This is a genomic window from Mesorhizobium sp. M0292, assembly GCF_040321695.1.
In the GTDB taxonomy this organism is placed as follows: Bacteria; Pseudomonadota; Alphaproteobacteria; order Rhizobiales; family Rhizobiaceae; genus Mesorhizobium.
In genome coordinates this window covers 98,814-117,915 of sequence record NZ_JAMYSB010000005.1, presented here as the reverse complement: position 1 = coordinate 117,915, position 19,102 = coordinate 98,814, and the positions used below count along the sequence as shown (strand labels likewise).

At 63.2% G+C, this 19,102-nt stretch carries 23 protein-coding genes; 14 read left to right on the top strand and 9 right to left on the bottom strand.

Annotation, left to right across the window (positions count from 1 at the left end; all coding sequences use genetic code 11):
- Window positions 1–280 precede the first annotated feature (280 nt).
- The 3 genes from rpoD to NKI96_RS09400 all read left to right on the top strand — a co-directional run bounded on the left by rpoD (window position 281) and on the right by NKI96_RS09400 (window position 3,239).
- Window positions 281–2,305 carry an RNA polymerase sigma factor RpoD gene (gene rpoD / locus NKI96_RS09410; protein WP_023672446.1) on the top strand — a complete coding sequence of 675 codons (2,025 nt, stop codon included), beginning with the start codon at window positions 281–283 and terminating at the stop codon, window positions 2,303–2,305.
- A 190-nt stretch (window positions 2,306–2,495) separates the two neighbouring features.
- Complete coding sequence (locus NKI96_RS09405; protein WP_023672447.1) at window positions 2,496–2,789, top strand: GYD domain-containing protein; 294 nt, start codon at window positions 2,496–2,498, stop codon at window positions 2,787–2,789.
- Window positions 2,790–2,858: 69 nt separating this feature from the next.
- Window positions 2,859–3,239 (top strand): thiol-disulfide oxidoreductase DCC family protein, encoded by a 381-nt coding sequence (locus tag NKI96_RS09400; RefSeq protein WP_352803879.1) that lies wholly within the window; start codon window positions 2,859–2,861, stop codon window positions 3,237–3,239.
- 45 nt (window positions 3,240–3,284) lie between these two features.
- On the opposite strand, the gene NKI96_RS09395 is transcribed toward NKI96_RS09400, so the two are convergent.
- Window positions 3,285–3,542 (bottom strand): DUF2798 domain-containing protein, encoded by a 258-nt coding sequence (locus NKI96_RS09395; RefSeq protein ID WP_023697083.1) that lies wholly within the window; start codon window positions 3,540–3,542, stop codon window positions 3,285–3,287.
- A gap of 272 nt (window positions 3,543–3,814) precedes the next feature.
- On the opposite strand from NKI96_RS09395, the gene NKI96_RS09390 reads away from it, so the two are divergent.
- The 3 genes from NKI96_RS09390 to greA all read left to right on the top strand — a co-directional run bounded on the left by NKI96_RS09390 (window position 3,815) and on the right by greA (window position 5,471).
- Window positions 3,815–4,492 (top strand): PadR family transcriptional regulator, encoded by a 678-nt coding sequence (locus NKI96_RS09390; protein ID WP_023672450.1) that lies wholly within the window; start codon window positions 3,815–3,817, stop codon window positions 4,490–4,492.
- 101 nt (window positions 4,493–4,593) lie between these two features.
- Complete coding sequence (locus NKI96_RS09385; protein WP_023672451.1) at window positions 4,594–4,887, top strand: HlyU family transcriptional regulator; 294 nt, start codon at window positions 4,594–4,596, stop codon at window positions 4,885–4,887.
- Between the two features lie 101 nt (window positions 4,888–4,988).
- A complete protein-coding gene (greA, locus tag NKI96_RS09380; RefSeq protein WP_352594851.1) occupies window positions 4,989–5,471 on the top strand; it encodes a transcription elongation factor GreA in 483 nt (160 codons plus the stop codon).
- A gap of 47 nt (window positions 5,472–5,518) precedes the next feature.
- On the opposite strand, the gene NKI96_RS09375 is transcribed toward greA, so the two are convergent.
- Complete coding sequence (locus tag NKI96_RS09375; protein WP_245266126.1) at window positions 5,519–6,097, bottom strand: hypothetical protein; 579 nt, start codon at window positions 6,095–6,097, stop codon at window positions 5,519–5,521.
- A 217-nt stretch (window positions 6,098–6,314) separates the two neighbouring features.
- Window positions 6,315–6,950 carry an FMN-dependent NADH-azoreductase gene (locus tag NKI96_RS09370; protein WP_352803874.1) on the bottom strand — a complete coding sequence of 212 codons (636 nt, stop codon included), beginning with the start codon at window positions 6,948–6,950 and terminating at the stop codon, window positions 6,315–6,317.
- Window positions 6,951–7,059: 109 nt separating this feature from the next.
- On the opposite strand from NKI96_RS09370, the gene NKI96_RS09365 reads away from it, so the two are divergent.
- Complete coding sequence (locus NKI96_RS09365) at window positions 7,060–8,016, top strand: LysR family transcriptional regulator (RefSeq protein ID WP_352803871.1); 957 nt, start codon at window positions 7,060–7,062, stop codon at window positions 8,014–8,016.
- On the opposite strand, the gene NKI96_RS09360 is transcribed toward NKI96_RS09365, so the two are convergent.
- Window positions 7,949–8,575 carry a TetR/AcrR family transcriptional regulator gene (locus NKI96_RS09360; protein ID WP_023731624.1) on the bottom strand — a complete coding sequence of 209 codons (627 nt, stop codon included), beginning with the start codon at window positions 8,573–8,575 and terminating at the stop codon, window positions 7,949–7,951. The genes NKI96_RS09365 and NKI96_RS09360 overlap by 68 nt on opposite strands.
- Window positions 8,576–8,641: 66 nt before the next feature.
- Between NKI96_RS09360 and NKI96_RS09355 the strand changes: the two genes are divergently transcribed.
- A complete protein-coding gene (locus NKI96_RS09355; RefSeq protein WP_023713894.1) occupies window positions 8,642–9,067 on the top strand; it encodes a VOC family protein in 426 nt (141 codons plus the stop codon).
- 255 nt (window positions 9,068–9,322) lie between these two features.
- On the opposite strand, the gene NKI96_RS09350 is transcribed toward NKI96_RS09355, so the two are convergent.
- Window positions 9,323–9,544 (bottom strand): hypothetical protein, encoded by a 222-nt coding sequence (locus tag NKI96_RS09350; RefSeq protein WP_352803868.1) that lies wholly within the window; start codon window positions 9,542–9,544, stop codon window positions 9,323–9,325.
- Between NKI96_RS09350 and NKI96_RS09345 the strand changes: the two genes are divergently transcribed.
- Entirely contained in the window at window positions 9,437–10,072 is a 636-nt protein-coding gene (locus tag NKI96_RS09345; RefSeq protein ID WP_352804279.1) for an arginase family protein, read from the top strand. The genes NKI96_RS09350 and NKI96_RS09345 overlap by 108 nt on opposite strands.
- Window positions 10,073–10,076: 4 nt before the next feature.
- On the opposite strand, the gene NKI96_RS09340 is transcribed toward NKI96_RS09345, so the two are convergent.
- Window positions 10,077–11,027, bottom strand: a complete 951-nt coding sequence (locus NKI96_RS09340) for a S1C family serine protease (protein ID WP_023705829.1) — start codon at window positions 11,025–11,027, stop codon at window positions 10,077–10,079.
- 169 nt (window positions 11,028–11,196) lie between these two features.
- On the opposite strand from NKI96_RS09340, the gene NKI96_RS09335 reads away from it, so the two are divergent.
- The 3 genes from NKI96_RS09335 (at window position 11,197) to NKI96_RS09325 (ending at window position 13,771) form a co-directional block, all read left to right on the top strand.
- Window positions 11,197–12,069: a S1C family serine protease gene (locus NKI96_RS09335; protein WP_352803865.1), complete on the top strand. Its 873-nt coding sequence runs from the start codon at window positions 11,197–11,199 to the stop codon at window positions 12,067–12,069.
- 8 nt (window positions 12,070–12,077) lie between these two features.
- Complete coding sequence (locus tag NKI96_RS09330; protein WP_155924148.1) at window positions 12,078–12,785, top strand: helix-turn-helix transcriptional regulator; 708 nt, start codon at window positions 12,078–12,080, stop codon at window positions 12,783–12,785.
- A 119-nt stretch (window positions 12,786–12,904) separates the two neighbouring features.
- On the top strand, window positions 12,905–13,771 hold the full coding sequence (locus NKI96_RS09325; protein ID WP_352803861.1) for an SDR family oxidoreductase: 867 nt from the start codon (window positions 12,905–12,907) through the stop codon (window positions 13,769–13,771).
- A 130-nt stretch (window positions 13,772–13,901) separates the two neighbouring features.
- Here NKI96_RS09325 and NKI96_RS09320 read toward each other — a convergent pair whose 3' ends face one another.
- Together NKI96_RS09320 and NKI96_RS09315 are read right to left on the bottom strand one after the other, a co-directional pair.
- Complete coding sequence (locus NKI96_RS09320) at window positions 13,902–14,417, bottom strand: TIGR00645 family protein (RefSeq protein ID WP_023672463.1); 516 nt, start codon at window positions 14,415–14,417, stop codon at window positions 13,902–13,904.
- Between the two features lie 325 nt (window positions 14,418–14,742).
- Complete coding sequence (locus tag NKI96_RS09315) at window positions 14,743–16,857, bottom strand: OmpA family protein (RefSeq protein ID WP_352803859.1); 2,115 nt, start codon at window positions 16,855–16,857, stop codon at window positions 14,743–14,745.
- 202 nt (window positions 16,858–17,059) lie between these two features.
- On the opposite strand from NKI96_RS09315, the gene NKI96_RS09310 reads away from it, so the two are divergent.
- Entirely contained in the window at window positions 17,060–17,506 is a 447-nt protein-coding gene (locus tag NKI96_RS09310) for a YcgN family cysteine cluster protein (protein ID WP_023672465.1), read from the top strand.
- A 220-nt stretch (window positions 17,507–17,726) separates the two neighbouring features.
- Window positions 17,727–18,071, top strand: a complete 345-nt coding sequence (locus NKI96_RS09305) for a hypothetical protein (RefSeq protein ID WP_352803857.1) — start codon at window positions 17,727–17,729, stop codon at window positions 18,069–18,071.
- Between the two features lie 259 nt (window positions 18,072–18,330).
- Here NKI96_RS09305 and NKI96_RS09300 read toward each other — a convergent pair whose 3' ends face one another.
- Complete coding sequence (locus NKI96_RS09300) at window positions 18,331–19,041, bottom strand: SIMPL domain-containing protein (RefSeq protein WP_023731628.1); 711 nt, start codon at window positions 19,039–19,041, stop codon at window positions 18,331–18,333.
- Between the last annotated feature and the right edge of the window lie 61 nt (window positions 19,042–19,102).

Below are 19,102 nucleotides of genomic sequence, written 5' to 3'. Positions count from 1 at the left end.
TCAGGACGATTCGAAACCTTAACCCGTGCCGGCGTCGATGGAATGCACTGACGCGAGGTGCTGATCACTGGACAGGCTGTCAGCCTGCCACAGATATCAGGGTTAATCTGGACTTAATGCATATCGCCCAAAAGTGAAAACCGGTTTTGGGGGCACGATATGAACAAACAAAAGAGTTGATTCGGTTACCGGCCCGGTTAAGCGCCACCAGCGCATGTAGTTTGACCGGTGCGGCAGCTAGGCGGCTTCGATGCTCGGCCGCTAGGAGAAGATAAAGACTATGGCGACAAAGGAAAAGGAAGAGGTCGAGACCGAACGTGAAGGCGCCACCGATGGGCCTCTGCTCGACCTTTCCGATGATGCTGTCAAGAAGATGATCAAGGCCGCCAAGAAGCGCGGCTATGTGACTCTCGACGAACTGAACGCGGTGCTGCCGTCGGAAGAGACCGATCCGGATCGCATCGAAGACATCAATGCGATGCTGTCCGACATGGGCATCAACGTGGTCGAGGACGACGATCAGAGCGAGGAGCCCGAGGCCGCCGACAGCAATGCCGACGCCGAGGAAGACGCCAACGAACTGGCCGAGCAGACCGGCACCGCCGTCGCCGCTACGACCACCAAGAAAGAGCCGACCGACCGCACCGATGACCCGGTGCGCATGTATCTGCGCGAGATGGGCTCGGTCGAGCTCCTGTCGCGCGAGGGCGAAATCGCGATCGCCAAGCGCATCGAGGCCGGCCGCGAGACGATGATCGCGGGTCTCTGCGAAAGCCCGCTGACCTTCCAGGCCATTATCATCTGGCGTGACGAGCTCAACGAATCCAAGATCCTGCTGCGCGAGATCATCGACCTCGAAGCCACCTATGCGGGCCCCGAAGCCAAGCAGGCGCCGGTGGTCGAGCGCATCGAGGAGGCGCCCAAGGCCGAGGACAAGCCGAGGCGTGGACGCGACGAGGAAGACGACATCACCAATGTCGGCGCCGACACGCGCGGCTTGGTCGATGACGACGAGGAAGACGAGGACGAGGCGAGCCTGTCGCTGGCGGCGATGGAAGCGGAATTGCGCCCGCAGGTGATGGAGACGCTCGACGTCATCGCCGACACCTACAAGAAGCTGCGCAAGCTGCAGGACCAGCAGGTCGAAAACCGTCTGGCCGCGACCGGCACGCTGTCGCCCAGCCAGGACCGCCGCCTGAAGGAGCTGAAGGACCAGCTGATCAAGGCGGTGAAGTCGCTGTCGCTCAATACGGCGCGCATCGAGGCGCTGGTCGAGCAGCTTTACGACATCAACAAGCGCCTGGTGCAGAACGAAGGCAAGCTGCTGCGCCTAGCCGAAAGCTATGGCGTGCGCCGCGAGGAGTTCCTCAAGGAATATCAGGGCTCCGAGCTCGACCCGAACTGGACGCGCTCGATCGGCAACCTGACCTCGCGCGGCTGGAAGGAATTCACCAAGAACGAGAAGGACGCGATCAAGGATCTGCGTTCGGAAATCCAGAACCTCGCCACCGAGACGGCGATCTCGATCCTGGAATTCCGCAAGATCGTCAACCAGGTGCAGAAGGGCGAGCGCGAAGCCGCTATCGCCAAGAAGGAAATGGTCGAGGCCAACCTGCGCCTCGTCATTTCCATCGCTAAGAAATACACCAATCGCGGCCTGCAGTTCCTCGACCTGATCCAGGAAGGCAATATCGGCTTGATGAAGGCGGTCGACAAATTCGAATACCGCCGCGGCTACAAGTTCTCGACCTATGCGACATGGTGGATCCGGCAGGCGATCACGCGTTCGATTGCCGACCAGGCGCGCACCATCCGCATCCCGGTGCACATGATCGAAACGATCAACAAGATCGTGCGCACGTCGCGCCAGATGCTGCATGAAATCGGCCGCGAGCCGACGCCGGAGGAACTGGCAGAAAAGCTCGCAATGCCGCTCGAAAAAGTGCGCAAAGTCTTGAAGATCGCCAAGGAGCCGATCTCGCTCGAAACCCCTGTGGGTGACGAAGAGGATTCGCATCTGGGCGATTTCATCGAGGACAAGATGGCGATCCTGCCGATCGATGCGGCGATCCAAGCCAATCTGCGCGAGACCACCACGCGGGTGCTCGCCTCGCTGACGCCGCGCGAGGAGCGGGTGCTGCGCATGCGCTTCGGCATCGGCATGAACACCGACCACACGCTGGAAGAAGTCGGCCAGCAGTTCTCGGTGACGCGCGAGCGTATCCGCCAGATCGAAGCCAAGGCGCTGCGCAAGCTCAAGCACCCGAGCCGGAGCCGCAAGCTGAGGAGCTTCCTCGACAGCTGATACCGGCAACAGACCAGCATTCGAAAAGGGCGCCGATGGCGCCCTTTTCGTTGCCGGGTGAAGGCTCTTGTCGCCCATCTCCGTCGGGAGGATACTTGCCTGGTCGGATGCATGTTCTGGGCGAAAAACCGGATGTCCGCCCCGGCTGATGTCCTCAGCCGTGCTCCGTGGCGCCGGAGGGAGGTGTGTGATGACAACCTACATCCTGCTGATGAACTGGACGGAACAGGGCGCCAGAAATATCCGAGAGTCGCCGAAGCGGCTCGATGCCGCCAAGAAGCAACTGGCCGACATGGGCGGCTCGTTCAAGGCGTTTTACCTGACTATGGGCGAATATGACATGGTGGCGATTATCGAGGCGCCCGACGATGCTGTGCTTGCTCGTTTCGCCCTGATGCTGGCAACGGGTGGCAGCGTCAAGACGCGAACGCTCAAGGCTTTCCCGGAATTTGCCTATCGCGAGATCGTCACTTCGCTTGGATAGCGCTGGGCGCGGGTCCGTGCGGCTCGGCGTCATATTGCGGGGCCGTGCCGTCAGGGTGATAGTCGCTCCATGTCCAAGCCTGCGCTGACCGTCTGGTACAACACACGCTGCCCGGTTTGCGATGGCGGCATCACCCGGCAGAAACGGCGGCTGATCGAGGCGATCAAGGCCGGGCGGATCGAATTCCGCGACATCAACCTCGAACCGGCGGCGCTCTCTGGCTACAGCGCCTCGCTGGAGGACATACGCCGCCGGCTGCATGCCACCGATGCCGAAGGCAGGCTGCTGGTCGGCGCCGATGTCGCGGTTGCCGTCTGGCGGGCGACGCCGGGCGAGGGCTGGCTGGCGACGCTCTTCGGCAATCCGGCCGCGCTGCCGCTGACGCGCTTGGCCTATGATCGTTTCGCCGATCTTCTCTATGCCTGGAACCGGCGCAAGGGCCGCTGGTAGCGAGGCAAGGCCCGAAGATATCTGCGGGCCTTACCGTCATGGGCGTTACCGGGACGCCGGCTCGCAAAGCCAGCCGACAATGCGGCGCACCGCCGGCAGCACCATGAGCAACGTTGGGAACGCTACCAGCCAGGACAGGCCCCAGGCAGTGAGCCAGACAGCCGGCAAATCAGGTCGCAGTCCAAGGCTTTTCAGCGTCGATATGAACGAGACGATGAAGGTCATCAGCAGCGACAGCACCAGCGGACTGACGATCGCGGCATAGCGCGCCGGCAGCTTGCCGCGCTTACGGGTCGTGGTCATTTTTGGATTTTCCTGAAACATCCGGTCCGTCGCATTTGGCATCCATTGCGCCGGGTTTCCGGCGGAACTGCCCGGAAAGACCGGGGTGGATGCGTTGCTTGACGTCAGACGCTTACGGAGAGGTTTTGGCCCTCACGCGCTTTCTAGCTGCCGGCGGCGGCGAAATCAACCTTCTGGCGCCGCCTTTAGATGCATCGTAAGATATATCTTGACTCGTCGGCGGGGTAAGCCTAATTAAGATGTATCGTAAGATATAACTCAAGGAGCAATTCATGCACAGGCATCATCCCTTTGGCGAGCGCGCCGAGCGCGCATTCCTGCACATGGCAGGCAAATTTGGTGGAAGAGGGGGCGGCGGCTTTGGTCCGTTCGGCCACGGCGGACGTGGCGGTGGACGCGGCGGCCCGGGCGACATGTTTCGTGCCGGGCGCATGCTGGCCGACGGCGATCTCAAGCTGATCACGCTGTCGCTGCTGGCCGAGGCGCCTCGCCACGGCTACGACATCATCAAGGCGCTGGAAGAGCGCACCAGCGGCATCTACAGCCCGAGCCCGGGCGTCGTCTATCCGACGCTGACCTTCCTGGAAGAGGCCGGCTATGCGGCTTCAGCCGCCGACGGCAACAAGAAGGTGTTTTCGATCACCGAGGCGGGCCAGGCGCATCTCGCCGAGAACCGCGAGATGATCGACGGCGTGCTCGAGCATCTCGAGCGCTTCGGCCGCAAGATGGCCAAAGCGCGGGACTGGTTCGGCTGGAACGACGACGGCGAGGAAGGCGGACGGCGTGGTGGACGGGGTCGCTCGGAAGCCCGCGACGAGTTCCGCGCCGTGCGCCACCGGCTGCGTGCCGCGCTCGGCGATCTCGTCGACGCGCCGGCTGAAAAGCAGGCCGAGGCGATTGCAGTCCTGGAAGCCGCCGCTGAAGCCTTGGAAGCGCTATCGCGCGGTTGACCCCTGGCGAGAACGCTTGCCCGTTCGACTGAGGAACGGTACTGAAAATCATCCTGCACCGCGAGACGTGGTGCAGGATGATTGCCGTTGGAGGAAGCCCCATGTCTTTTCTGAAGCGTCTTTTCGGTGGTGGCGGTGAGGGGGGCGAGCCCAAGAGCGCAGCACCGGCAAAGCAGGTTGAGCACAAGGGATTTTTGATCAGCGCCACGCCCTACAAGGCGGAGGGGGGCCAATACCAGACCTGCGGCGTGGTTTCGAAGGAGGTCGACGGCGTGATGAAGGAACACAAATTCATCCGCGCCGATCGCTTTGCCGGACTGGACGACGCCGTCGACATCTCGATCAAGAAGGGCATGCAACTGGTCGACGAGCAAGGCGAGAGGATGTTCGGGTAAGGGCCGGACTGGTCGAGGTGCCGAACGTAGGTTTTGCGCCGGTCATTCGTCGCCAGAATCTCGAATAGCGGCAGTGGGCCGCAAGCAGAAAGTCTCGACAATTGAGCGTAGCATTTGCCAAGGAGGAAAGCGCCGAGGCTGCATCGGAAACCATCCTGCCGGCTCGCCCTATCTCCGATCGGATCAACCTTGTCACGGAAGCGGGCCTCAAGATGCTGCAGGTTGAATTGGCTCGCGCCCAGCAAGCTCTCGAGGCCGCTAGCGTGCTGGAAGATGTCAATGAGCGGCGACGCCAGTCAGCGGTTCCGGTTCGAGATATGCGTTACTATGCCGAGCGCGTGCGTACGGCTCAGCTTATGCCGGTGCCCACCTCTAATGAGGCGATCGCCTTCGGGCACACCGTTACCTTCAAGCGTGATGATGGCCGCACTCAGACCTTCCGCATCGTCGGAGAGGATGAGGCCAACCCGTCTGAAGCTTCCATATCGCATGGTTCGCCGGTTGCCATCGCGCTGACCGGAAAAACCGTTGGCGACTTTGTCCAGCTAGGGCCGCGCGAACTTGAGATCCTGTCCATTTCCTAGGACGCAGGTATGATGCGCGACCGAGGCCGGTGCACCTTGAGACGTGATCAGATGCCCGCAATTGCCAAAAGCCAAGCCAGGATGTCGAGCAGCAGAAAAACCAGCGCAATCTGCAACGCCAGCCGGAGCCGCTGGATAATTCGCCAGTTGCCGGCCATGTCCGCCTTGATCCGAAGGGCAAGCGCGCGGCGCATGGCCGACATTGTCGTCGGCCTGTCGCCGTCGACATATTGATCAAGCAGATCTTCCGGATCGAAGCGGAATGTATATTGGTGATAGGGCCAAAGCATGAAGACGATCAGCCCGCCGATGCCGAACAACAGGGCCACTGCGGTCCAATCCCAAAGCCCAAGCCCGTTGGAAAGCGCCGCACCGCCGAGTAGCGAGTTGGCAAATGCGGTGGCAAAGACAAGGCTGCCGGCGCGGGTGCTCATGTTCTCCACAAGCGTCTGCTGTTGAGTGAGACCTCTCACCGCCTCCTGATAGATGAACGCGAGACGCGGATCGTCGTCGGCAACAGCGCTTGCGACAATTCCGTTGTTCTCTCCTCCACTCCGACATTCGGCCATAAGTTGCCTCTCTGTTTTGACAGGGATGCACGAGTTTAGCCCGATCCGTCGGTGCAAAAACAGATTGGCCGTGGACCAACGGCAAATCCGATGGCGATGCCGGGGGCTCCAAGCCTATGAGGGCCAGCTGATGGACGGGCAAGAATAGTTGGCAGCCATCGAAAACCCCGCCACGAACACCACGCCATCTGCCGGTGGACCCTGCTCTCGGCCCCGGACTGCAAGAAGGCAGGCGCCGAAGCGCCTGCCTTTCAATGCGAATGACGGGGTGTGCTTACGCGGCGATTTGCGCGCTCGCGGTCTTGGCCACCACGGCATCGACCTTGGCGGTCGCCTTGGCAAGTGCGGCGGTGACGGCATCAGGGCCCATGCCGACGCCTTCGATGCGGATGACGTCGACGTCGGTCATGCCGAGGAAGCCGAGCACGCCGCGCAGATAGGGGATGGCGTGATCGAACTGCACGGCCGCACCTTCGGAATAGATGCCGCCCGAGGCGAGTACGATATAGACCTTCTTGCCGGTGACGAGGCCCTTGGGACCACCCTCGCCATAAGAGAAGCTCTTGCCGGAGCGGGAGATGTGATCGACCCAGGACTTCAGGGTTGAGGAGATGTTGAAGTTGATGAAGCCGGTGGCCAGGATCACGGTGTCGGCTGCGAACAGTTCGTCAAGCACGATGTCGGAGACGCCGACGACTTCGGCCTGGCGCGGCGTGCGGGCTTCAACGGGGGTGTAGATGCCGGTCGCATAATCGGTGTCGATATGCGGCAGCGGGTTGGCCACGAGGTCGCGTACGACGCGCGTATTCGACGGGTCGGCGGCGACGAGCTTTTCAGCGAATTCGGTAGCGATACGGGTCGAGTGCGAGGCAGCGCCGCGCGGGCTCGAGGTTACAAGCAGGATAGACATAGCGGTTCTCTCCAGTGGGAATTGATTTCTCCCGCCTGATATGGGCCTACCGACCCATTCAAAAAACTGGTATATTATCTATATGATCCATCCATAAAGTAGGTATGCCGTGCAGCCCAATCCGACGCTCGACCAATTACAGATCCTGGTTGCGGTCGCCGACACCGGCAGCTTCTCAGCCGCCGGCCGCAAGCTTAACCGCGCGCAGTCCGTCATCAGCTACGGCATCGCCAATCTTGAAGCGCAGCTTGGCCTGAAACTGTTCGAGCGCGAGGGCACGCGCGAGCCGCAGCTGACCGAAATCGGCCGGGCGATGCTGGAGGACGCCCGGCGCATGGTCGGCATGCTGCAGCGCATCCGTTCGCGTGCCGACGGTCACCATCAGGGGCTGGAGGCTGAAGTTGCGCTGTCGGTTGACGCGGCGCTGCCCTCGCCAGTGCTGGTGCGGGTGCTTAAGGCATTCGAGGCGCAGTTCCCGACCGTGATGATGCGACTGCATATCGGCACGCTCGGTCTGATCCCCGACCATGTCGTCAGCGGGCAGTCGGATCTTGGCATCGGTGGCTTGCTGGGCGAGGTCGACGTGCATCTCGTGCGCATCGGCTTCATGTCGATCGTGCTGGCTGCCGCCCCCACCCACCCTCTGGCACTGCTGCCGAAACCGGTGGCGCTCGAGGATGCGCGAGAGCACACCCAGCTGGTTGTCACCGACCAGTCGGAACGCACCAAGGGACGCGACTTCGGCGTCTTTGCCTATCGTACATGGCGGCTGACAGATGTGCGTATCAAGCATACGTTGATGCGCGAGGGGCTGGGCTGGGGCGGGTTGCCGCGCTGGCTGATCGCGGACGATTTGGCCAGCGGCAGGCTGGTGGAACTCGACCTTGAACCATTTAGCGAGGTGCGCTCATCGCTCTACGCCATGCACCGCGCCGACCGCAGCCCGAAACCGGCGGCGGCCTGGCTGATCGACCAGTTCAAACGCCAGCTCGGCTGCTTCAACGAGTTCGAACCGGACGACCTGCCTGAGGGAGAGCCGGAGACAGCCCATCGATCAGAGCCATGAGCACGGCGCGATAGTCTTCGGCCGAGGCGCCGGCCTCGACGGCAAGTGCTGCGCGGTCGAAGGCGGCGGCGAGCAAAGCGGTCAGCGCATCGGCAGGCAGTCTGGTCATCGACTGTTCGCGCATCGCCGCAACCAGGCCTTCGCGCAGCGACCGGTTGCCGTGGCGATTGTCGATCGCATCCATGGCGGCGCGGCCAAGCACGGCCGGTCCGTCGAGCAGCAAAAGCCGCGTGCGGCCGGGCGCGCGCATGGCGGCGAGATAGGCGTCCGAGCCGGCAATCAGCGCATTGAAGGCAAACAAAGAAGGCGGCGAGGCGCGCTCGATCTCTTGCGCCACCGCCGCCGCCTCCTGCTCGACCACAGCGGCAAACAGCGCCTGCTTGTCGGCAAAGTGGTGATAGAGCGCGCCGCGGGTGACGCCGGCGGCCGCAACGATCTCCGGCGTGCCGGTCTCGGCATAGGACTTTTCGATGAACAGTTTGCGCGCCGCGGCGATCAGGTCGGCGCGCGTCGCTTCGGTGCGGTCGCGGTTGGAGCGGCGCGGGGTTTCTCGTTGCATACATGCAGCCTGTATGTTATTTCGAATGGCATGCAAACTGTATGTTGGCTGACGGGAGAAAGAAAGATGAAGACGACGAGCTATTATCCGGTGCTGATGACGGGCGACGTAGCCGGCACGAAAGCCTTCTATATCAATCACTTCCGCTTCAAGCCGCTGTTTGCGAGCGACTGGTATGTGCACCTGCAGTCTGCCGAGGATCGCCGCGTCAATCTCGGCATCGTCCAAGGCGACCACGAGACGATCCCCGAGGAGGGGCGCGGCCGCACATCGGGGCTGCTGATCAATTTCGAGGTGAGGGATTCTGACGCTGTCTATGAACGGATCGTTGCGGCCGGCCTGCCGATCCTGTGCCCGCTGCGCGACGAACCCTTCGGCCAGCGCCACTTCATCACCAGGGATCCCAATGGCGTGCTGATCGACGTCATCAAGCCGATCCCGCTCAGCCCGGAATTTCAGGCGCAATTCGCGGCGGGCGCGGCGGGCGCCTGAACAATGGCAGCAAATGTCGGCAGCGGCTCCGGCCGCTGTGGCCGGACCCGCACCATGCGGTCTATGTTGGTGATGTTGAAGCTGGGCCTGCCGCATGCGTGACATCTGCCTTGTTCGTGCGCCATCCAATCTCGGCCTTCGGCCCTTGGAGCCGGGCCATGTGCCCGGCACCTGGCGTGCGCCGCAGGCGCTGAGCCAAGCTGGTTTGATCGAGTCGCTGGCGCCGGGGCGGGTGGTCGATCTCGACAGACCCGCCTACAGTACCGAACGCAACCGGGCACTAGGCTGCGTAATGGTCCGGCGATCCGCCGCTTCAACCTCGATCTTGCCGAGATCGTCACCGGTGCGCTTGGGCAAGGCGAGTTCCCGCTGATCATCGGCGGCGACTGCTCGATCCTGCTTGGCGCACTGGTCGCCGCGCGGCGCTCGGGCGCAGTCGCCCTGGTCCATGTCGATGGCCACAGCGATTTCCGCCATCCCGGCAACTACGATGTCAATGCCTCACTCGGCTCGGTTGCCGGCATGGATCTGGCACTTGCCACCGGACGCGGCGAGGCTTTGCTGGCGCAATGGCCAGGTGTTGTCGGTCCGCTCGTCGCCGACGAGGCGGTGGTTCAGATCGGCGAACGCGAGAGCCGCGATGCCGATTTTGCCTGGCCCGACATCAATGCGACCGCCGTGACGCGCATCGACGTCTTTGCCGCGCAGGAACTCGGCGCGGCTGGAGTGTTGCAAAAGACAAGAGCGACGCTGGCGCGCGCCGGCTGTCCCTACTGGCTGCATCTCGATGTCGATGTGCTCGACCAGACGGTGATGCCGGCGGTGGATTCGCCCGGCAGCCCCGGCATCGACCCCGATGAACTCGTTGCCATTCTGTCGGCGCTGGCAGCGGACCAGCGCTGCACCGGCTTGGACATGACGATCTACGATCCCGACCTCGACCCGACCGGTGACCTTGCGCGACTGCTGGTGTCGCTGCTCGGGCGGGTGCTCAAGCCTCGATAAAGGCTCAGCTCGCCCTTGCTACCGGCGTCACCGTCACCTGGCTGACGCCGGTGCGGCGCACCACTGTGCATAGCGTCTCGCGGCCGATGCGTTCGGCGTCGAGCATGCGCACGAGGTCGTCGACGCCGGTGACCGGGCGACCGTCTATCGCCGCGATGATGTCGCCTTCCCTGAGGCCGGCCTTCGCCGCGGGTCCGTCTTTCTCGACGCTGCGCAGCCGCACCGCAGTACTGGTGGTCACCTGCGACAGGAGCGCTGCGCGGCGCGGCAAACTGGTGGTGTCGGCCGAGATGCCGATGAAGGCGCGCCGCACGCGGCCGAAGCGGATGATCTCCGAAATGACGAAGTTGGCGGTGTTGGAAGCGACCGCGAAGGCGATGCCTTGCGCGCCGTGGATCATGGCGGTGTTGACGCCGATGACTTCGCCTGCCGACGACACCAGCGGTCCGCCGGAATTGCCGGGATTGAGCGCGGCATCGGTCTGGACGACATCGTCGATCAGCCGCCCCGTCGAGGCGCGCATCGAACGGCCAAGTGCGGAGACCACGCCTGACGTTACGGTCCATTCGAAGCCGAGCGGATTGCCGATGGCAATGGCGATCTGGCCGCGCCGCAGCCGCTTGGAATCGCCGAGCGGCGCGACTTCGGTGAAGCTGCCATCGGCGCGCACCAGCGCGATGTCGGTGTCGGGGTCGCGGCCTAGCACGCGGCCTTCGCTGGAGGCGCCGTCGGGCATAGAGACGCGCACCGTTTTGGCATCGCCAACGACATGGAAATTGGTAACCACCAGCCCGTCCGGGGTGATGACGAAGCCGGAGCCATGGCCACCTTGGCCACCGACGCGCTCGATGCGGCAGACGGCTGGGCCGATGCGGTCGACGGCGTCGGCGACTGTCGTCGAATAGGCGTCGAGCAGTGTGTCGTCGGTCTCGAATTTGTGGGCGGCGAGGGCCATTGGCGGGGCTCCGTGTTTTCAGGCGCGATGATGACTATATGTGCGGAGCGGCTCGAACTGCCGCGACCTGACCAGATGGCCAGTCAAACCAGTAACTAGCCGTCAGACGAGTACCTCCGGGCGCACTGCCGAGCGATATCTGGGGCATGAGAAAACCCAGGAGATCATCATGAGTGACTTCAACCTTAATGCATTTTCCGAGGCCATCGCCGATCTCGCCGCCAAGGCTGCGCCGGCAACGGCAAGTTTCACCACCCATCACCATCGCACCGCCAGCGCCTTCCACTGGCGTGACGGCTATTTCGTCACCGCCGAGGAAGCTGTCGAGGCCGGTGAGGAGATCGAATTGACATTGGCTTCGGGCGAAGCGGTGAAGGCCGAACTGGTCGGTCGCGATCCGTCGACCGGCGTAGCGCTTCTGAAGCCGGCCGGCGCGGTCGCGGCGCCTGCGCTCGCCAAGGCTGACGCGGTACGGCCCGGCAATCTTGCCATCGCCATCGGCAGCAGTCAGGGTTCGGCGCTGGCCGTCTCGGGTTCGGTCGGCGAGGTCGGCCCCGCCTGGCGCTCGATGCGCGGCGGCAGCATCGATCGGCGCATCAATCTCGCCGTCAATGCCGGCGGCCGTTTCGAGGGCGGGCCGGTGCTTGACGCCAAGGGCGCGCTGATCGGCATGCTGCTGTTCGGGCCGCGTGGTCGTGCGCTGGTCATGCCTTATGAGACGGTCGAGCGGGCCGTGGCGACGCTGCGTGAAAAGGGCCATGTCGCGCGCGGCTATCTCGGCGCCGGCCTGCACCCGATCCGTGACGGCGCGGCGCGCGGCGCCATGGTCATGAGCCTCGACGACAATGGTCCGGCCAAGGCCGCCGGCCTTGCGGTGGGCGACATCATCGTGGCGTGGAATGGCGAGGCCGTGCACGGCCCGCGCGAACTGATCCGAAAGCTCGGGCCGGATAGCGCGGGTGCCGCGGTGACGCTCGGCGTGGTGCGCGGCGGCGAGCAGCGCGATGTCGCGCTGACCGTCGGTGAAAAGCCGCTGAGCTGAGAGGGCCGATGGAAAGCGACACGCTGACAAGGCCGGAGGCGGGTGGGCCGGAGGTGGGTGGGCCGGAGGTGGCGGGCGGCGGACGCCAGCTCGTGGTGCTGATCGCGCTGCACGATGCCGCGCGTGCCGAGCGCCTGTCGGCTTCGCTTGCCATGGCGGACGATCTGCTTCCGGTCGTGGCCGGCAGCGGGATTGCCGACGTCGCTGTCGTCGATGACGCTGTTGCGAACAGTGCGGCCTGGCTCGATCGGGCCGATGGTGGCAACAGCGCAATCCCACGGGTGCTGCTATCCGCGAGCGCTGGCCGGCCAGAAAACCGGGTGCTTGCCGTGCTGCCTTTGGCGTCGGATGCGAATCTGATCGCGGCTGCCGTCAGACTAGCGGCGGCCGGCTACCGGGTGTCCAGGGATGGGCGTTCGACGCCCGCTCGCCACGACGATTTCGATGGCGCCGCCAACGGCGGAAGCCATAGCGGGCTGTTCGGCGAGGAGCTGTTGGACGATGGCGCTACCGCCCGTCCGGCGCTGTCGCCGCGCGAGGCCGAAGTGCTGGCGCTGCTGGCCGAAGGCGCGCCCAACAAGGTGATCGCGCGGCGGCTGAACATCTCCGTGCATACGGCAAAGTTCCACGTCGCCGCGATCCTGATCAAGCTGGGTGCTGCGAACCGCACGGATGCTATCGCGATCGCGATGCGGCAGGGCCTGGTGCTGGTCTAACCCCCTTTTCCGTTTGAGCCTACGTTGCGTAACCCGTTGCAGGCTGCCGAGGCCTTGCGCAGTGCATTGCCGCCGCGCAATGGTTCGCGTCAGTGATGTAGCAAGGGAGGTGCCAAGACATGTCGCTCAAGGGAAAGACGCTGTTCATCTCCGGCGGGTCGCGCGGCATCGGTCTTTCGATCGCGCTGCGCGCTGCGCGCGACGGCGCCAATGTGACGATCGCAGCCAAGACCGCCGAGCCGCACCCGAAGCTGCCGGGCACGATCTACTCGGCAGCTGAGGAGATTGAGCAGGCCGGCGGCAAGGCGCTGCCTGTTTTGTGCGACATCCGCGAGGAGGCGCAGGTGGCTGAGGCGGTTGCCAAGACCGTCGAAAAGTTCGGCGGCATCGATATTTGCGTCAACAATGCTAGCGCCATCCAGCTCACCGGCACGCTGGAGACGGACATGAAGCGCTACGATCTGATGCACCAGATCAACACGCGCGGCACCTTCCTGGTGTCGAAAATGTGCATTCCGCACCTGAAGTTGGCAAGCAATCCTCACATCTTGAATCTGGCGCCGCCGCTCGACATGAAGGCCAAATGGTTCAAGAACCATGTCGCCTACACCATGGCCAAGTTCGGCATGTCGATGTGCACGCTGGGGATGAGCGCCGAGTTTGCCAAGGACGGCATCGCGGTCAATTCGCTGTGGCCGATCTCGACCATCGACACGGCTGCGGTGCGCAATCTGCTCGGTGGCGCGACGGTCGCGGCGATGAGCCGCTTGCCCGACATCATGGCCGATGCCGCACACGCCATCTTCCTGCGGCCCTCGCGCGAGACATCAGGCAATTTCTACATTGATGAAGAGGTGCTGCGGGCCGAGGGCGTGACCGATTTCGCGGCCTACGCGCCGGGCGCGACCGGGCCGCTGGCCGGAGACTTTTTCGTGCCGGACGCGGTATTTGCCAATTCGCCGACGAACGTCAAAAGCATCTACTGACGGAAATCACGGGCCGACGGCGCTGCTTCCTCATCCACCTGCCGGCGTTTTTCGAAAAACCAAGCAATTGGCTTTTCGCCCGCTGTGCGGACCAGCCTCACCTCCCCATGAACGGGGAGAAAGGGGCACATCACTCCTCGCCCTTCTTGCCTTTGCTCAGTCCCATCAGCCGGTCGATATAGGCCAGCATCAGCGCCGAGACGACGAAAGCGAGGTGGATGATGGTCAGCCACATCAGCTGGTCGATCGTATAGGAAGACGAATTCAGGAACACCTGCAACAGGTGGATCGAGGAAATAGCGACGATGGTCGAGGCGACCTTGACCTTCAGCGAACCGACATCGATCGTACCCAGCCAGTGCACGCCGCCATCCTGGTCGTCGAAGCGGCTGACGAAATTCTCGTAGCCGGAGATGATCACCATCACCACCAGCGAGGCCACAAGCGCGGCGTCGATGAGGCCGAGCATCTTCAGGATGGTGTCGGTGTCGTCGAGTGTGAAGGCGACCATGACGAACTCGTAGAGTTTTTTGCCGAAGGACAGCGCATAGACGGCGAGCGCCAGGGCCAGCCCGATGTAGAAAACCACCAGCAGCCAGCGTGAGGCGAGAATGATCGATTCGATGGCGAGTTCGAGACGTTTCATGCAGCGGTTCCGGTCAGCTTTCTGAGGTCGACTGGGGTATTTCGATCAGCTTGCCGCGGTTTGCAAGGCAAATTGCGACGCAAAAAACCCCGCCGGGAGGGCCGGCGGGGTTCAATGCATCCCGCTGGAGTCGGGACGGGGCAGGGAACGCCCAGCCTCGAATCTGGGGAGGGCGGCCGCTCTATTCAATGAGCCGGTTCTAATACCAGTACAATTCTTGCTGAACCGGGATTGCTGTCCGCAGCTCGACCCATCCCGATCTGCCGGGATGGGTCCTTGTTGTCGATCTGATTCCAGAAAGCTGCTCAAGCCATTGGAAAGCAGATCAATTGTTACTCGCCACCGGTGCCACCAGCGAGGTGATGCGACGGATGCCGACACGGCGATTCTCGCGGTTGGGCGCCGTGGTGTTGACCTTCAGGTATTCCTCGCCATAGCCCTGAGTGGTCAGGTTTTCCGGCGGGATCCCGAAGGCATTGGTCAGCGCTTCGGCGACAGACTCAGCGCGCCGGTCGGACAGAGCAAGGTTTGCTTCCGGCGTGCCAACCGCATCGGTGTGGCCTTCGATCAGGAAGGTTTCGGCCGGGTTCTTCTTCAACAGTTTCTCCATGGCCGTGGCGACGCCTTCCAGTTTCTGCACTTCGGTGTCGGATATCGAGGCCGAGCCGAACTCGAAGTTCAATGTATCGAGGTCGACGCGACGGGCAATGTCGCGCACGCGCGCCGAACGCTTCACTTCGTCGATGGAATAGAGGCGCTGGACCTTCTCCACCGGCGGTTGTTCGAGGAACTCGTAATAATCGTCCGGGCTTTCGACATCTTCCGAATCGAGGATGTACTCGCGGCGCGGGATGGTGAGCCGCATCGGCGGCAGGTCGTCACCGGGATCGCGCCAGTCATTGTCGTCGTCATAGCTGCGCTCGTCGACATAGCTCAGCACATATTCGTGCCCATCCGGCGTGATGCGCGATCGCCTGATGACGTCGCCATTGCGGTTGCGGATGGTGACGATCTGGATGCCATTGTCGCGCTCGACGATTTCGCGGGTGCGGTTGCCCGACAGGTCCTCGTAGTAAACATTCTTGGCGCCGCGGTGCATGCGCGGGGCGTCATTGCTTTGCACGATCGTCTGGTTGTTGAACTGCAGGATGACGCGGTCGCCGAGTTCCTTGACGACGTCGACGCCTTTCGGACGCCGGCGGTCGCGGACGTTCTCATCGGGTGCACGCTCGACGCGTTTGCCTTTTTCCTCCGTCACCGGGGCGATCTTTTCTGGCTGAATTGCCTGCTGAGCCGACTTGTCGTCGGTGGGCGGCGGTCCCTGGTCGACCGGAGCCGGCTTCGGGGCTCGCGCCTCGGTGCCGCCCTGCGCGGGCTGCTCGCCCGTCTGGCCGCCAGCATTCTGGCCGTTCCCATTTTGGCCGTCGCCATTCTGGCTGTTGCCGCCCTGGTCCTTGCGGTGCTTGCGCCTGGCATCCTTCTGGCTGTCCAGGATGGGTGCTTCGTCTGGATTGGCCGTGGCTTCGCCCTGCGCCGGGGTCTCACCTTGCGCCGGCTGCTCGGCATTGGCCGGTTGCTCCGCAGGCCGTTGTTCACCGGTCGCAGGCTGCTGTTCGCCCGTCACTGGCTGTTCGCCGACAGTTTTTTTGCCGTGCTTTTTCGCCTGATCCTTCGGCTGTTCACCTTCGGCGGGAGCCGCTTGCTGGTCGGCCGGGGGCTGAATCGGCTCGGCCTGCGGCGCGGGCTCTCCGGCAGGCGCAACTTTGACGTCTGGCGCTTTGTCGGCAGGCGCGGCCTCAATCTGCTGATCCTGCTTGCGCTTTTTCTTGCCCGACTTGTTGTCGTTTGCCGGCGCCACCTGTTCGGTGGGCGCTGCTTGCTCGGCAGGCTGCTGGGCCGGCTGTTCAGCGGGCGCCGCTTCGATCTGCTGTTGGTCGCGCTTCTTCTTGCGTGGCTTTAGCGGCTGTTCTTCATTTGCTGGAGCTACCTGTTCGGCCGGTTGTTCAGCCGGTGCTGCCTCGATCTGCTGCTGGTCACGCTTCTTCTTGCGTGGCTTGAGCGGCTGCTCATCGGTCGCCGGCGCTGCCTGGGCGCCGCCCTCATCCGTAGGCGCCGCCTCGATCTGCTGCTGTTGATTGCGCTTCTTTTTGCGCGGCTGTTGTTCCTCGGCGGCAGGGGCGGGTTGCTCTGCAGCCGGTGCAGGCTGCTCGGCGGCCGGCGCTGCCTGTTCGGCCTGCTGGCGTTTCTTTTTGCGCGGCAGTTCCTGGTCGGTCTGCTGACCATCTGCAGCAGGGTCGTCCTGGACCAGGATCAGTGGCGCGGCCGTGTGCTGCAAGGGGCCGAAAACGGCGTTGCCGTGCAACGGGGATGCGCCCAACGGCGCGGATGCCATAAGCAGGCCAAGTGCCGTACCTGCCAGTACCCGTGGTTGGCGTTTCATCTTAAATTCTCCTTGTGGGGTCCCATCCCTGCCCAAACTGTCCTTGACCGGATTGGTTCCGGTTTGCAGGCATTACCCGCACCCAAGGACGATTGACCGGCGTTTTGAAGGCAACTTCATGTTTTTCGTATGGTGCGGCCGGAATTTGAAGTCACACAACAGCTTGACCTTGCCGCATGCGGAGGCCACATCTCGACCCATAATGGAAACGCCGTTCTGGAAGACCAAGACGCTGGAAGCGATGACGCCCACCGAGTGGGAATCGCTGTGCGACGGCTGCGGAAAATGCTGCCTGTCTAAACTCGAGGACGAGGATACCGGCGAGATCTACTGGACATCAGTCGGCTGCCGGCTGTTCGATGGGCAAAGCTGCCGCTGTTCGGACTATGCCAACCGGCTGGCGCGCGTGCCGGACTGTGTCGGGCTGACGCCGCAGAATGTGCGCACCATCACGTGGCTGCCGAAAACCTGTGCCTACCGGCTGGTTGCCGAGGGGCACGACCTCTATTGGTGGCACAGGCTGGTGTCGGGAAGTGCCGAGACCGTTCATGATGCCGGCATCTCCATGCGCGGCCGCGTCCGCGCCAGTGAGACCGATCTGGCCGAGCCGGACGACTATTTCGACTATATGCTCGATGACGAGCCCTGAGCATTCTGGAACGGACGCTGCCATAGGGCGTTCTGCGCCATTGGACGTTTTTGACGGTCAGGATCGTTTGCAGCGGTGGAAGGGGCGGTTGCTTTCAACCTGTCGGGCAGATTAACCGAAAATGAACGGCCGGTTCGCGAAGAGTTCAGATTGCAAGGAGCATTCTCCCCCCATCGGTTCGACCAAGACGGGCGCAAGCCCTCAACAAGGAGAGAAGACAATGTTCAACTCATTCAAGACGGCAGCCCTTTCGGGTCTCGTAGCTCTCGGCACCCTTGCCGCAGTGCCCGCTCAGGCGGACTCAATCTATCTCGGCTTCGGCAACAACCATGACCGCCGCGTCGGCGTCTACACCGGCGACGATGAGGACGCCTTTCGCCGTGACCGCAATTGGCGCCGCTGCTCGCCGGACCGCGCCCTCGACAAGGCCGAGCGCATGGGCCTGCACCGCGTCCGCATCGTCGATGTCAATCGCCGCGTGGTGAAGGTCGCCGGCCGCCAGTATGGCGATCGCGTAGTGGTCGTGTTCGCCAATGAGCGCGGCTGCCCGGTTATCTATCGCTAAGAGAACCAGACTGATCTTCTGCGAAGATCAGTCTGGGATACGACCTTCTGCGAAGGTCGATCCGGAGGCATGTTCCTCTGCGAGGATCAGCCTGGAGTAGCGGCATGACCCTTCTAGGGTCAGCCAGGAGCCCCTTTCCCTCCGCGGAAAGGTGCGGCTCGAAAAAACCCCGGAGGCCAGTCCTCCGGGGTTTTTCATGTCGGAAATCTGCGGTTCCGGCCGACGGGTTCAGCAGAACCGCGCCCGGCCCGGCGGCCTGCTACTTAAGCTCGAATGTCACTGTTACCTGCACGGCGTAGGCATTCTCGCCGGCCTGCACGGGAACCGCGGCGCCTGCCGCATCGAAGGCCTTGGCATTGATCGGCATCGGCGCCGGCGCAACGTTCTGGTCGGTGATTTCCAGCACCCGGCCAATGCTGACGCCGGCGGCTTCAGCCAGCGTCTTGGCCTTGGCCATGGCATCGGCGACCGCCTTCCTGCGGGCTTCGGTGACGGCAGCTTTCGGATCCTCGTTGGAGAACGAAATGCCGCCGCCCTGGTTGACGCCGAGCGACACAGCCTTGTCGAGAATCTCACCTGTTTTGTCGATGTCGCGGATGCGCACCGAGAGTGTGTTGGTCACCTGGTAGGCGACAAGCTCGGCTTCCTGGCTGCCGTCCGGTTTGTTGGTGTAGTTGTAACGCGGGTTAATCTGGATGCCGGCGGTCTGCAGGTCGCGGTCCTTGATCCCTGCCGACTTCATTGCCGCGATCACGGCGGCCATGGCGTCGTTGTTGGCGTCGAGTGCCGCGCGTGCGGTCTTGGCCTCGCGCATGACGCTGAGCGTCAGCAGCGCCAGGTCAGGCGCCACGGTCGACTGGCCTTCACCCGACACGATGATGCGGGGCGGGGGCAGCGAATCGGCAGCGCTTGCCATCGCCGGAAAAGCGATCGCGGCGGCAAGTGCGAGCGGCAAAATATGTCTGGTCATGAAATCTCCTCGGTGTGCGATCCAGTCGCGCCTGTCGACTAGGGCGCGAATATGGGCTGAT